9 protein-coding genes are annotated in these 14,274 nt (G+C 67.1%); 6 read left to right on the top strand and 3 right to left on the bottom strand.

Annotated elements, in window-relative coordinates; genetic code table 11:
- Position 1: 1 nt before the first annotated feature.
- On the bottom strand, positions 2-2,872 hold the full coding sequence (locus tag P2T65_RS06740) for a monovalent cation/H+ antiporter subunit A (protein WP_071923046.1): 2,871 nt from the start codon (positions 2,870-2,872) through the stop codon (positions 2-4).
- 314 nt (positions 2,873-3,186) lie between these two features.
- Complete coding sequence (locus P2T65_RS06735) at positions 3,187-3,543, bottom strand: hypothetical protein (protein ID WP_055459466.1); 357 nt, start codon at positions 3,541-3,543, stop codon at positions 3,187-3,189.
- A 544-nt stretch (positions 3,544-4,087) separates the two neighbouring features.
- Between P2T65_RS06735 and P2T65_RS06730 the strand changes: the two genes are divergently transcribed.
- On the top strand, positions 4,088-6,670 hold the full coding sequence (locus P2T65_RS06730) for a glycosyltransferase (protein ID WP_157672334.1): 2,583 nt from the start codon (positions 4,088-4,090) through the stop codon (positions 6,668-6,670).
- Between the two features lie 171 nt (positions 6,671-6,841).
- Positions 6,842-7,039, top strand: a complete 198-nt coding sequence (locus tag P2T65_RS06725; protein WP_055459464.1) for a hypothetical protein — start codon at positions 6,842-6,844, stop codon at positions 7,037-7,039.
- Here P2T65_RS06725 and P2T65_RS06720 read toward each other — a convergent pair.
- On the bottom strand, positions 7,014-8,834 hold the full coding sequence (locus P2T65_RS06720; protein ID WP_157672604.1) for a glycosyltransferase family 2 protein: 1,821 nt from the start codon (positions 8,832-8,834) through the stop codon (positions 7,014-7,016). The genes P2T65_RS06725 and P2T65_RS06720 overlap by 26 nt on opposite strands.
- Positions 8,835-9,148: 314 nt before the next feature.
- On the opposite strand from P2T65_RS06720, the gene P2T65_RS06715 reads away from it, so the two are divergent.
- From P2T65_RS06715 to ubiB, 4 genes are all read left to right on the top strand, one after another.
- A complete protein-coding gene (locus P2T65_RS06715; RefSeq protein WP_072249491.1) occupies positions 9,149-9,988 on the top strand; it encodes a transporter substrate-binding domain-containing protein in 840 nt (279 codons plus the stop codon).
- Between the two features lie 122 nt (positions 9,989-10,110).
- Complete coding sequence (locus P2T65_RS06710) at positions 10,111-11,814, top strand: lysine--tRNA ligase (RefSeq protein ID WP_276199460.1); 1,704 nt, start codon at positions 10,111-10,113, stop codon at positions 11,812-11,814.
- Between the two features lie 116 nt (positions 11,815-11,930).
- Positions 11,931-12,689, top strand: a complete 759-nt coding sequence (gene ubiE / locus P2T65_RS06705) for a bifunctional demethylmenaquinone methyltransferase/2-methoxy-6-polyprenyl-1,4-benzoquinol methylase UbiE (protein WP_055459461.1) — start codon at positions 11,931-11,933, stop codon at positions 12,687-12,689.
- 7 nt (positions 12,690-12,696) lie between these two features.
- Positions 12,697-14,265, top strand: a complete 1,569-nt coding sequence (ubiB, locus tag P2T65_RS06700; protein ID WP_276199459.1) for a 2-polyprenylphenol 6-hydroxylase — start codon at positions 12,697-12,699, stop codon at positions 14,263-14,265.
- Positions 14,266-14,274 lie beyond the last annotated feature (9 nt).

Raw genomic sequence — 14,274 nt, 5'->3', positions numbered from 1 at the left:
CTCATTCGCCCGCTCCTTCCGTGGCGGCCGGCACCGGCAGAGGCATCTCCTCCGGCTTCAGCTTGATGTCCATGGGCCCCTCCGGCACCGGCTCGCGCTCGGCCCGCTGCTCGACGCGGGAGATCTGCGCGAGCGACAGCATCACGGCGCCGACCACGGTGAGGAAGACGCCGGTGTCGAAGCCCATGGCGGAGGCAAGCTCGAACTCGCCGACGACGGGCAGGTGCACATAGCCGAAGGTGCTCGTGAGGAAAGGCGCGCCGAAGAGCCACGCGCCGATGCCGGTAAGGCCGGCGACGATGATGCCGGCGCCGATCATGGCCTGGGCGTCCACCCGGGCGCGGTCGGCCGCGAAGGTGTAGCCGCTGGCGATGTACTGCATGATATAGGCGATGGCGACGATCAGGCCGGCGATGAAGCCGCCGCCGGGCTGGTTGTGACCGCGCAGGAATATGTAAGCGGCGACGGTGAGGGCGAGCGGCAGCAGCACGCGCGTGGCGACGACGAGGATGAGCGGGTGCGCGTCCTTGCCTTCTTCGCCCTGCCGCATGGCATCCAGGCGGCGGGCCGCTGCTCCGCGCAGCGCGTTGTCGAGCAGGGCGAAGATCGTCAGGGCGGCGATGCCGAGCACGATGATCTCACCGAAAGTGTCGAAGCCGCGGAAGTCGACCAGTGTCACGTTCACCACGTTCGTGCCGCCGCCACCGGGCTTCGACTGGGCGATGTGAAAATCGGAGATGGTGGTGAAGTCCCGCGTCATCACGGCATAGGCGATGCCGGCGATGCCAAGTCCGGCGACGAGGGCGATTGCCCCGTCGCGCAGGTGCACGCCGAGGCCCTTCTCGAGCACCGTTTTCTTCGGCAGGAGGTTGAGCGCGAGCAGCAGCAGGATCGTGGTCACCACCTCGACGGAGATCTGCGTCAGGGCGAGATCGGGTGCCGAGAACTGCAGGAAGGCAAGCGAAACGATGAGGCCGATGACGCTGGTGAGGACGAGCGTCAGCAGTCGGTCCGCATGGCGCAGGACGATGGCGAGCGCCGCCCCGAGAAGGACGGCCCAGGCGATGACGGCCGGCAGGTTGACCGCCATGGGCACTCGCTCGCCGGCGCCGTGCGGCGCATCGAAGAAGGCGACGAGGCCAACGGTGACGACAGCGACGATGGTGGCGCCCGCATAGGCTTGCAGCGACCCGGCGTGCGAGGCGTCGATGAAGCGGCGCGAGGCGAGGACGAGCGCGCCGATCGTCCTGTCGAACAGGCGCTTGGCTTCCGGCCGCGGCAGCGAGAGGCGCAGGCTGTTGGCGGCGTCGAAAGCCGCGAAGAGTGCCGCGCCGCCGGCGATCGCGACGAGGCTCATGAAGAGCGCGGGCGTCAGGCCGTGCCAGAGGGCAAGGTGGAACTCCGGCAGCGGCCCGCCGACGATCGCCGTCGCCGTGCGGATGACGACGGGCTCGGCGATGGCCGGCAGAAGGCCGATGGCGACGACCGGGACGACGAGCACGGCGACCGGCAGCCACATGCCGAAGGGCGGATCGTGCGGGTGGTGCGGATAGTCGTCCCGGACGGGGCCGAGGAAGGTGCGGATGGCGAAGCGGGCCGAATAGGCGACCGAAAGGAGCGCGCCGAGCGTGGCCAGCGCGGGGACGAGCCAGGCCGTGCCGGCGTAGGCGGTGTGCGACGCCTCCTCCAGCATCATCTCCTTTGACAGGAAGCCGTTGAGGAGCGGGATGCCCGCCATGGACGCGGCGGCGACGAGGGCGAGCGTAGCGGTGATCGGCATCAGCGTCATGAGACCGCCGAGGCGACGGATGTCGCGTGTGTGCGCCTCGTGGTCGACAATGCCGGCGCTCATGAAAAGCGGCGCCTTGAAGGTGGCATGGTTGAGGATGTGGAAGGCGCAGGCGATGGCTGCCATGGGTGTGCCGAAGCCGAGCAGCATCACCATGAGGCCGAGGTGGCTGACGGTGGAGAAAGCAAGCAGGGCCTTGAGATCGTCCTTGAAGATGGCGATCCAGGCTCCGACGATCATGGTGACGAGGCCCGCCGACGTGACTGTGAGGAACCACATGTCGGTGCCGGCGAGCGCCGGCCACAGGCGCGCCAGCAGGAAGACGCCCGCCTTCACCATGGTGGCCGAGTGCAGGTAGGCGGAGACCGGCGTCGGCGCCGCCATGGCGTGGGGCAGCCAGAAATGGAAGGGAAACTGTGCCGACTTCGTGAAGGCGCCGAGGAGGATCAGCACCAACGCCGGGCCGTAGAGCGGAGATGCCTTGATGATCTCGCCGCGCGCGAGGATCTCCGTGAGCTCGTAGCTGCCGGCGATCTGGCCGAGGATGAGCATGCCGGCGATGAGGCATAGCCCGCCGCCGCCGGTCACCGCCAGCGCCATGCGGGCGCCCTGGCGCGCTTCGGGCAAGTGCCGCCAGTAGCCGATGAGCAGGAACGACGAGAGCGAGGTGAGCTCCCAGAACACAAGCATCATCAGGATGTTGTTCGACAAGGCGATGCCGACCATGGCGCCCTGGAACAGCAGGAGATAGGTATAGAACACGCCCATCGGATCCCGGCGGTCGAGATAGAAGCGGGCGTAGAGGATGATGAGCAGGCCGATGCCGAGGATGAGCGCGGCGAAGAACAGGCCGAGGCCGTCGACGAAGAAGGAGAAGCGCAGACCGACCGGCGCCAGCCACTCGACGCTCCAGGCCGGTACCTCGCCCCGGTAGACGGCGGGCACCTCGGTCAGGAGCAGCACGAGCGCGGCGAGCGTGAACGCCCCCGCGAGACTGGCGCATGCATTACGGCCGGATCGAATGGAGAAGACGGGGAAGACGGCTCCGAGAAACGGTAGCAGGGTGATGAGCGCCAGTTTCATGCGAGTGCGTCGTTCCCACCTTCGATTGACCGCATCCGGCCACCCCTCCCGGCGTGCCAGCGCGCCGGACAGGGCCGTTCACAAGGTCGTGAGTCCCTCTCGGGCCGGCATGCGGGAGGACTCCCGCTGCCGGGACGGGAGCCGGCGACGTCGTTGCCGACGGGCGCCCTTCTCATCCGGCCCGGTCGTCATCCAGCCGGAAGCCCGCGAAGGGCAGCGGAAAGATGCCGACGGGGGGATGTGCCATCCCCGTTGCGCGCGGGTCAAGACTTTCAGGCGCTGCGCCGGTCGTTTTGTGCAGCGCAGCAAAGACTTCAGGGCAGCCGCCGTTCCTCGAAGAAATCGGCAATGCCGGCGTTCGTCGCACTGTCGGCGGCCTCGATCGCTTCCTTGACGCGGTTACGGTAGCTCATCATGGCGTTGAGGAGCTGGGCCGCATCGTGGGACAGGCCGAAGCGCAGCCAGCTCTCGATGGTGCTCTCCGGCAAGCCTGTGCGGTCGCAGAACTCACGCATGGAGGAGAAGCCGAGTCCGGCCACGGTCGCACGGAACGCGTCCGGGCTCATGCGCTGCTTGAGCGCATGGGTATGAACGCGTTCCATGACATGGCCGAGGTCGTCGAGGGCCGTTTTCAGCGATCGCTTGGCAAGGTCGGGCAGGCGCGGTGCCATTGTCGTGCCTCCGTCGCAGCCGCTCCCATGGAGCGGACATCATGCGCCATGGCGGCGGCGGCGCAAGCTCCCGCCTCCCCATCCTTCCTGCCCAAAGCCGCCGCTCCTGCGTGATATGTCAGCCTCTTGGCCGGGTTCGCCAGTCGCTGGTGAGTCGAATTTGCCCCCGGCGCGCATACCATCAGGTTGGTGTCGGCCGCAACCGCATGCCGTCGGCCCCAGCGCCCGTTCGGCGGCAAGGAATCGCTGCAGGGAGAGGCTTTCTCCGCGTGCCCAACACCCTCTTTCCTTTCATGCATTGCGTCTTTTTCTTTAATCACGGTGGAATTTTCAGATGCAGCAGATTGTTTCCAGGCTGACACATGGCGTTCGCCAACAGACGGGCAGAAACGGATTTGCCTCGGATCTGGACAGTCTCATCTTGGCCTGTGCGACAAAAATCAACGCCGCATGCCTCTATCTGGCGCATGCCTTCCGGGTTCTCTTCTTTCGAGCCGGACAATACGGGGCGCAATGGGCCTACCTCCTTATCCGGCGGAAACTCGTGGGTGCCCTCGGCTACGGCGCTTTCCTGTCCGTCAATCTCCTGCACCGTGTGCCGGTCGTCGGACACGGCATCGCGATCACGCTCAGCGGGCTCATCCTCGAGAAATATGGCCGCTGGCTCTGCAGCGTCCACTTCCATCGGGCGCCCGATCGGGCCGGACGGCTTTCCGGAATGCAGGACCTGCTGCGCGGCAATGTGACCGTGGTGCCGATCCAGTTCTTCGATCCGGCGTATTACCAGCAGCATTTCCCCGGCCGATCCCTCATCACGATGGAGGCTCTGCTGCATTTCCTGCTCGTCGGCCGCTGGCGGCGTATGAGCCCGACGCCGTGGTTCTCTTATCCCGTCTACCTCAGGAAGAACCCGGATATCGCGGGCTGGGGAGGCGAGCCTTTCCGACATTTCGTCACCTTCGGGCTCCGGGAGGGCCGCAGCGCCAGCGACATGTTCAATCCGGCCGGCTATCTCGCTGCCAATCCGGACGTGGCGGCTGGCGGCATGCCGGCGCTGGAGCATTTCGTATGCTATGGCCAGGTGGAGCGGCGGCGCGGCGTGCCCCTGCCGCCGGGGCCCGAAGAGCCCCGTTTTGCCGGCAGCGACCACGATGCCGACCACTACCTGCGCAAGATCCTGGCTCTGCCACGCCCCGGCGCGATGCAGCACCTCTTCGGCTGGACCGCACGCGCGGCCGTCGATGTCATCATCCCCGTTTATCGCGGCAAGTGCGAGACCATCACCTGTCTCTACCGCGTGCTCTCGGCCGCCAACGGGACGGCCTCCTGCGTCGTCGTTGTCGACGATTGCTCACCGGAAGAGGATCTGTCGGACATCCTCAAGCTCCTCGCCAAGAAGGGCTACATCCGGCTGATCAGGAACCCTGTGAACGAAGGCTTCGTCAGGTCCGTCAACAAGGCGATGCAGCTTCACCCGGCCCGTGACGTCATCCTGCTGAACTCCGACACGGAAGTGTTCGGCGACTGGATCGACCGCTTGCGGAAGGCCGCGCAGGCGGATGCGCGCTTCGGCACCGTGACGCCCCTGACGAACAACGGGACGGTCTGCTCTTATCCCTTCTTCAACGAAGACAACGACCGGCCGCTCGAGGTTCCCTACGCGGAGATCGACCGCATCGCCGCCTCAGTGAATGCGGGAGAGCCTATCGAGCTGCCGACCGCCATCGGCTTCTGCATGTACATCAAGCGGGAGCTCATCGACAGGATAGGCTATTTCGATGCGGAGGCATTCGGGACAGGTTACGGCGAGGAGAACGACTTTTCGCTGCGCGCGATCGATGCTGGTTGGAAGAACGTCGCCGCCCCGAATGTCTTCGTCCGGCACCTCGGTGCGACGTCGTTCCGCGAAGAGCGGCGGGAGCGGATCGAGCACGCCATGCGGGTCATCGACGAGCGGCATCCGCACTATCAGACCGAGGTGCAGGCCTTCCTCAAGGCGGATCCACTGCGAAACGCGCGCGAGCAGATCGACCGGGAGCGCTTGCGACGTGCGTGCCGCGCCCAGAACGTGCTGCTCGTCAGCCATATTCGCGGAGGCGGTACGGAGCAGCACGTGCGCGAGGAGATGCGCCGCCTGGAGGCGGCAGGATATGGCGTCTTCCGTGCCGTGGCCGATCCGAGGTTCCATGACCGTTTCGATATCGTCGGCGCGCATGTCGCGAAGATGCCGATGCTTTCGGCGCTCCACACCGGGCTCGACCTGCAGCTGCTGCAACACCTGGCGGACGATCTGGCGATCACGGAGGTCCACGTCCACCACATCATGGATTTCGGCGCTCGTCCGGCCTCGAGCGTGACAAATCTCCTCAGACACCTGCAGCGGCCGTGGCGCGTCGTCGTGCACGACTATTTCGGCATCTGCCCGCGTGTGAACCTCATCGACACCAAGGGCATCTACTGCGGGGAGCCGGGTGACTCTGCCTGCCAAACCTGTTTGCAGGCCAGTCCGACCGAGTTCGGCGTGCCCGACATCCGGGCGTGGCGGGCCGATTACCATGAACTGCTCGCCGGAGCGCAGGCCGTGGTCGTACCCGATGAGGACGTGGCCAGGCGACTGCGCGGCTACTTTCCCGATATCGGCTTCCAGATCCGGCCGCACGACGATGTCATGCCGATGCCGCTGCTCAAGCGACCGCGTCCCGGTTCCCGCATCCTGCGCGTCGGCGTTCTCGGCGCCATCTCCGCCATCAAGGGTTTCGAGAAACTCATCGACTGCGCGACTGACGCCCGGCTGCGCGGTCTGCCCGTCGAGTTCGTCGTCATCGGCTATACCGAGAACGACGACAGGGCGGCGCAGGCCGGGATCACGATAACCGGACCCTACGACAATGCGACCGTTCTCGAAACCATCGATGCCCTCGATATCGACGTCATCTTCCTGCCTTCCGTCTGGCCGGAAACCTATTCCTACACCCTCTCGCTGGCATTGCGCGCGGCGCGGCCGATCATCGTGTTCGACGTCGGCGCCGCGGCGCGACGGATCCGCGGATTACACGGCCACAAGCTGGTTCCGCTGCATTACAACGGCTGGAGGATCAACAATACGATCCTCGAGCTTCTGCCCTAGAGTGATCGTGACCGGCTCGGACCGGCTCGGACCGGATCTGACCTCGAACGCGGGGCTTGGCAGGGGGGCCGAGAGAGCCGCAGCGGCGCGAAACCTGCGGGACGAGACGGTTGGGCGTCCGGCCGCGACCTGCTATCCTGTCGACGTCACAGGGTCGAGACGAGGTGTGCTGTGGATGGCACGAAGCTGAGCGGCGGAGTACGGACCTCGGATGAGGTCGCGCTGACGAGCGGGCAGCGGCTGCTCCTGCTTGCCGTCTCGGCCGTTTTCGGCGTCGCGCTCATGGCGGCGGGGCTCTTCTTCTGGAGCCAGTCGTCCCAGGCCGTTTTCGCCGACTGGTTGCTCACGGCGATCGCCGGTTGCTTCTGACGGGATGAATGATCGCTTCGGCGGAAGCCGTGCGGCGCCGCGCCGCTTCGGATGTGCGCGCTAGCCCGTGTTCCGTCTTGTTCCAGCGGAACGGGCTGCAGATGAGTTCGATCGCACCCAGCCAGGCGGCGAAGGAAATCAGCACGAAATAGAGCGGCATGAGCGCGACATAGGGCGCGAGCCGCTGCAGCTTCCGGCGACGCAGGCCGATGCAGGCGGGTACGAGCATGGCAAGGCCGCCCGCCGCGAAGAGTGTGAGGCCGATGGCGGCGACGGCGCGGCGAACCGGCTCGTCGGCGGCGAGCAGGCTGCCGTCGGCGAGCATGCGCACCGATGCGATGAGGAAGATGGGGAAGAACAGCGCCGTCAACACGGTCCCGGCCACCGTTGCGAAGGCGCCCAGAGTGCCGGCGGGGCCCAGCTGCCGCAGCGCGGTTCGCGGTTCGCGCGTATGCGTGACGCAGACCTGGAGCCATCCCTTCATCCATCGCGCACGCTGGGCGAGCCAGGCGCGCAGCCGGGCCGGCGCCTCCTCCCGCGTCGTTGACGGCAGGTCCTCGACCGCGTAGCCGAGCCGCGCCAGCCTGAGGCCGAGGTCGGCATCCTCGGTGACATTCCAGGCATCCCAGGCATGGACCCTGCGCAACACCGCCGTCCGGAAATGATTGGACGTGCCGCCGAGCGGCACAGGGAAACCGAAGGTGGCAAGGCCCGGATTGATGACATCGAACAGCACCGCATATTCGATGGCGAACAGGCGCGTCAGCAGGCTGTCGTCGACATTGTCGATGGCGAGGTGCGCTTGCAGGCAGGCGACATGCGCGGGCGCGGCGGCCAGATGCGCGGCCGCTAGGCGCAACTGCTGCGGCTCAGGCACGTCCTCGGCATCGTAGACGACCGTATATTCGCCGCGTGCCAGTTGCAGCGCCAAGTTGAGCGCGCGGGGCTTGGTGCGCGGCAGGCCCGGTGGCGCGACGACAACCTCGAACCAGGGCGGCAGCGTCTGACGGCGCAGCGCCACGGCGGTCGTCGCGTCGTCGCTCTCGACGACGAGCTTGATATCGAGCTTGGCCGGCGGATAATCGAGATCCTCAAGGGCGGCGAGGAGCTGCGGCAGGACGCGCTCTTCCCTGTGCAGGGGCACGATGACGGTATAGGTCGGCAGCGCGTGATCCTCCGGGCTGCGCCGCGGCGGGTGCCGGGGCGGCTCCAGGCAGCAGGCGAGGCGCACCGTCACCATGGCGATGAAGACGAGGCCGCACAGCGAGGCGAACAGGCCGAAGGCTGCCGCCGGCGCCCGGACGAGGAAGAAGCTCATGACGCCCACGGCGAGCGCGAGCAGGCCGATTTGCGGGCCGCTCATCTGACCGCGGTAGGAGAGCGCGGCGGCCGCATCGGCAAGACCATTGGCGGCAAGATGGGCGATGTGTCGGGGAAAGGCACGCATCGCCAGCCTCGTCAGCAGACGCGGCGTCGTGAGCGCCACGCCGGCATCGTGCCAGCGGGCGTGCTGCTCCATGAACCGGCCGAGATGACGCACGCCCGGCGCGATGGCGAAGCGCAGGCCCTGCTCGTCAGGGTGCAGCGGCACAACCCCGGCGGTCAGACATTCGGGGAAACGTGCGCCGGTGCCAATGCGCATGTTGCGGCGCAGGAACGGCATGCCAACGGCCTCGGCGACGGCGGCATAGAGCCTCTCCTCGTCGATGGCGCCGCACGCGAGAAGTGCTTCGAAGGGTGAGACCCGCCATAGGTATGCACGTCGGCGGGCCTCGGCGAGAGCCTGTCCCGACACGCCGTGCTGCAGCAGAAAACCGATTTCGTCCGTGTCTGCCCCGCAATCAAAACTTGTATAGTTCAAATAGACATCTTCGCTTTGTTGATCTAAATGCCATTGATTTCCCCCGACGGCTTCGGAGGAGAGAATTTCACTCTTCATCTATTATGCCCCGTAACCCGCAGACAGATTATCCACAGGCGGAATTTTGTAAATTTGTTTGTTTCGAAGAGCCGGGCTCGGTGCTCGGTAGCGCCGCGACCCCCTTGCCGGCACGGGCGCCCTTGGCGCACAACTGCAGATATCAGCCGGCAGGTTCTCAAGGAGGCGGAGTGTTCAAGGCATCGCTGCTTCGATTGCTCGTCCTCGTGTTCCTCGGCGGACCTGTCCTTGCGGCCGAGGCGGACGGTCCCATCGTGCCCAATTTCTGGGACACGCGGACGCGCATCGAGAAGCCGGACCTGTCCTGGGTCCGGGTCGTGCGGGTGATGACGGACGATGAGTTTCCGCCGCTGCATTTCGCGGGTCCCGACGGTGTGCCTACTGGCTTCGCGGTCGAGCTTGCGCGCGCCGCCTGTGAGGTGCTGTCGGTTGCCTGCACCATCCAGGCGCGCCGATTCGACACGCTGCTGCCGGCGCTTGAAGCCGGCCACGGCGACGTGGTGGCTGCCGGCATTGCCATCACCGCATCTCTGAGGGAGGGCTTTGCCGTCACGGCCCCCTTCCACCGCATGCCGGCGCGCTTCGTCGTGCGCCGTGAGAAGGCGCCGGACAGACTTACGCCCGAGGTGCTCGCCGGCCGCTCCATCGCGGTGATTGCCGGCAGCGCGCACGAAGCCTTCCTGAAAGCCTATTTCCCCGAGACCGAGGCGAAGCCCTATGCGAATCTGATCGCGGCGCGTGAGGCGTTGAGGGCGGGCGAAGTCGATTACCTGTTCGGCGACGGCATGAGCCTTGCCCTGTGGCTCAACGGGCGTGTGGCCGACGATTGCTGCCGCTTCGTCGGCGGCCCCTATCTCGAGAGCCGCTATTTCGGCGAGGGTGTGGGCTTCGTGCTGCGTAAGGACGACAAGGTGCTGAGGCGCGCATTCGACTACGCGCTGCAGCGCCTTTGGGACAACGGCACCTATGCCGAGCTCTACCTGCGCCATTTCCCGGTCGGCTTCTATTGACCTTTCCGGAATTTGGCGGGAAATGCCGCGTTGACGCGCGGGGGTGCCCTACCTAGTGTCCGCCCGCCCTGGCCTCGGCCCAGATCGGCGGCCGGCCCCTCATTCTTGAAGAGACCTGTATCATGACGCATCCGCTCCATCTCGATCCCGCGCTCGTCGAGGCCGCCCGCGCCTCGGCCGCCTGGCCGTTCGAGGAAGCGCGCAAACTCGTTGCGCGCCTGGAGCGGTCGGGCAAGAAAGAGGCGCTGTTCGAGACGGGATACGGCCCCTCGGGCCTGCCGCACATCGGCACCTTCGGCGAGGTGGCGCGCACCTCCATGGTGCGTCACGCCTTCCGCGTGCTGACGGAAGACCGCATCCCGACGCGGCTCGTCGCCTTCTCGGACGACATGGACGGGCTGCGCAAGGTGCCGGACAACGTGCCGAACCGCGAGATGCTCGCCGCGCATATCGGCAAGCCGCTGACGCGGGTGCCCGATCCCTTCGGCACGCACGAGAGTTTCGGCCACCACAACAACGCGCGCCTGCGCGCCTTCCTCGACGCCTTCGGCTTCGACTACACCTTCATGTCGGCGACCGAGTGCTACACCTCGGGCCGCTTCGACGCCACGCTGCGCCTCGTCGTCGAGCGCTATGACGAGGTGATGGCGATCATGCTGCCGAGCCTGAGGGCAGAGCGGGCGCAGAGCTATTCGCCCTTCCTGCCCGTCCATCCGAAGACCGGCATCGTGATGCAGGTACCGATCGAGGAGGTGAGGAAGGAAAGCGCCACCATCGTCTGGCGCGATCCCGCGACGGGCGAGCGCTTCGAGACACCGGTCACTGGCGGCCATGCCAAGCTGCAATGGAAGCCGGACTGGGCCATGCGCTGGGTGGCGCTCGGAGTCGACTACGAGATGGCGGGCAAGGACCTCATCGATTCCGTGCGTCTGTCGGGCCAGATTGCCCGCGCGCTCGGTGCGCCGCCGCCCGAGGGTTTCAACTACGAGCTTTTCCTCGACGAGAACGGTCAGAAGATCTCGAAGTCGAAGGGCAACGGCCTGACCATCGAGGAGTGGCTGCGCTACGGCACGCCCGAAAGCCTCGCCCTCTTCATGTACAACAAGCCGCGCGAGGCCAAGCGCCTGTTCTTCGACGTCATCCCGCGCCACGTCGACGATTATCTCGGCTTCCTCAACGCATACGGCCGGCAGGAGTGGAAGCACCGGCTCGGCAATCCGGCCTGGCACATCCATGCCGGCGAGCCGCCGGCGCCCGAGACGATCGAGGCGGCCGGCGCCAACGGGACGTCGACGCAACTTACCTTCGGCATGCTGCTCAACCTTGCCGGCGTCGCCAATACCGAGGATCCGGCGGTGCTGTGGGGCTTCATCCGGCGCTATGCGCCTGGCGCGTCGCCTGAGACGCATCCGCGCCTCGACAAGCTCGTCGGCCATGCCGTCAACTACTTCCGGGACTTCGTGCGCCCGGCCAAGACGTTCCGGGCGGCGAGCGAGGCGGAGCGGGAGGCGCTCGCCGATCTCGACAACGAGCTTGCGGCGTTCGAAGGATCGAGCGACGCCGATGCCCTTCAGGCGGTCGTCTACGAGGTCGGTCGCCGGCACTTCCCCGATCTCAGCGGCAAGACGAAGAGTCCGGACGGGCGTCCGGGCGTCTCGCAGCAGTGGTTCTCGAGCGTCTACCAGGTGCTGCTCGGCGAGGAACGCGGGCCGCGCTTCGGTTCCTTCATCGCCCTCTATGGCGTCGCGGAGACCCGGGCGCTGATCGAGAAGGCACTGTCCGGCGCGCTCCTGGCTGAGCACGAGGCTTTCCTCGCGGCGCGTTGAGCCGGCCCAAGGTGCGGCGCGCCGTTTTCGGGACGGCCCCGGGGGGCGCAACGTGCCGTGCCATGGCGCGACCGCGCCTGCCGGGCTATGGTCCCGGCGTTCGATGAGGTGGGACGATGACGGCAGCGCGCGACGAAGACACGCATTTCGGCTTCTCGAACGTGAGGCTCACGGACAAGCAGCGCCTCGTCGACGATGTCTTTCACAAGGTCGCCAGCCGTTACGACCTGATGAACGACCTCATGTCGGGCGGCCTGCACCGGGCGTGGAAGGATGCCCTCGTCTCCACACTGCGACCGCCGCGGCACCGGCCCTTTCACCATCTCGACGTCGCCGGCGGCACCGGTGACATCGCCTTCCGCGTGAGCGACGCCGGCGGGCCGGATACCAAGGTCACGGTGCTCGACATCAACGGCGAGATGCTCGCTGTCGGGCGCGCCCGGGCGGCGGCGCGCCATGCGCACGACATCGAGTTCGTGCAGGGCAATGCCGAGAGCCTGCCCTTTCCGGACCGCAGCTTCGATGCCTATACGATCGCCTTCGGCATCCGCAACGTGCCGCGCATCGAACTTGCCCTGAAGGAGGCGCACCGCGTGCTGAAGCGCGGCGGCCGCTTCCTGTGCCTCGAGTTCAGCCGGGTCGACGTGCCGGTGCTCGATGCGATCTACGACGCCTATTCCTTCAATGTCATCCCGGCGATGGGCCGCATGGTGACGGGTGACGGCGAGCCGTATCGCTATCTCGTCGAATCGATCCGCAAGTTCCCCAAGGCCCGCGCCTTTGCCGGCATGATCGAGGAAGCAGGCTTCGTGCGTGTCACCGCCCGGCCGATGACGGGCGGCATCGTTGCCCTGCATTCCGGCTGGAAGATCTGAGGCGCTCGTGATCTCAGCGCTCGTCCACTGCTTCAGGCTCGCCCGCGTCGGCTTCGTGCTGGCGCGCGAAGGGGCGCTCTCCCTGACCGACGTCGCCCCGCTGCCGCCGGCGATGCGCCTCATGATCTCGCTCGGTCGCATCGTCGAGCGGCGCGGCGCGCGCGAGAGCGGATCGCGCCTTGCGGCGGCGATGACGCGGCTCGGGCCCTCCTACGTCAAGTTCGGCCAGTTCCTGGCGACGCGGCCCGACGTCGTCGGCGTGCGCGCGGCGGCCGATCTCGAGAGCCTGCAGGACCGGCTGTCGCCCTTTCCGCGCGAGGAGGCGGTGCGCACCATCGAGGAATCCTTCGATGTGCCGATCGAAAGGCTCTTCAGCGACTTCGGCCCGGCGCTCGCCGCAGCCTCCATCGCCCAGGTGCACAGGGCACGCATCGGCGAGGGTGAGGGAGCGCTGACGGTCGCGGTCAAGGTGCTGCGGCCGGGGGTGCGCGAGCGCTTCGCGCGCGATCTCGCCTCCATGCGCTTTGCCGCCGCCATGGCGGAGCGCCTGTTCCCGTCCATGCGGCGCCTCAGGCCCATCGAGGTGGTGGAGACGCTGGCGCGCTCCGTCGCCATGGAGATGGACCTGAGGCTCGAGGCAGCGGCGCTCTCGGAGCTCGGCGAGAACACCCGCGACGACGTCGACTTCCGCGTACCTCAGGTGAAGTGGGACCTGACCGCTCGCGACGTCATGACGAGCGAGTGGGTGGACGGCACGCCGCTGTCAGACATGGCGGCGCTGGTCGCCGCCGGCCACGACCGCGTGGTGCTGGCGCGCACGGTCATCCAGTCCTTCCTGCGCCAGGCGCTGCGCGACGGCTTCTTCCATGCCGACATGCACCCCGGCAATCTCTTCGTCGATCCCGAGGGGCGGCTCGTCGCGGTCGACTGCGGCATCATGGGCCGGCTCGGCCACAAGGAACGGCGCTTTCTCGCCGAGATCCTCCTCGGCTTCATCACGCGCAACTACCGCCGGGTGGCGGAGGTGCATTTCGAGGCGGGCTACGTGCCGCGCCACCACAGCATCGCGGATTTCGCCCAGGCCATCCGCGCCATCGGCGAGCCGATCCACGACCGGCGCGCCGACGAAATCTCGATGGCGAAGCTCCTGACGCTGCTCTTCGAGATCACGGCGCTGTTCGACATGAACACGCGCACCGAGCTCGTGATGCTGCAGAAGACCATGGTGGTGGTCGAGGGCGTGGCGCGCTCCCTCGACCCGCGCCTCGACATGTGGTCGACGGCCGACCCGGTCGTGCGCCAGTGGATCGAGCGCAACCTCGGCCCCGTCGGCCGGCTGGAGGAGGCCGGGCGCGGCGCTTTGTCGATCGCGGGCTTCGCCGGGCACCTGCCGTCGATTCTCAACCGCGGCGAGCGCATCGTCGAGCAGCTCGAGATCGCCGGCGAGCGCGGCTTCCTGCTCGCGCCGGAAAGCGTTGCCGACATCGGCCGCGCCGAGGCCCGCCGCGCCCGTTGGGGCAATCTGGCGCTATGGGCTATCGCCGCCATCCTGGCCGCCATGTGGCTCGGCGGCTGAAAATCCGCC

The organism is Chelatococcus sp. XZ-Ab1, from assembly GCF_029309855.1.
Taxonomy (GTDB): Bacteria; Pseudomonadota; Alphaproteobacteria; order Rhizobiales; family Beijerinckiaceae; genus Chelatococcus_A; species Chelatococcus_A sambhunathii.
Note: the sequence above shows the minus strand (reverse complement) of the source record. Positions and strands in the feature narration are given on the sequence as shown.

Coding starts and splice junctions, on each gene's coding strand:
- P2T65_RS06740 (WP_071923046.1), bottom strand. CDS start 2,872: ATGAAACTGGCGCTCATCACCCTGCTACCGTTTCTCGGAGCCGTCTTC.
- P2T65_RS06735 (WP_055459466.1), bottom strand. CDS start 3,543: ATGGCACCGCGCCTGCCCGACCTTGCCAAGCGATCGCTGAAAACGGCC.
- ubiE (WP_055459461.1), top strand. CDS start 11,931: ATGACGGCAGCGCGCGACGAAGACACGCATTTCGGCTTCTCGAACGTG.
- P2T65_RS06710 (WP_276199460.1), top strand. CDS start 10,111: ATGACGCATCCGCTCCATCTCGATCCCGCGCTCGTCGAGGCCGCCCGC.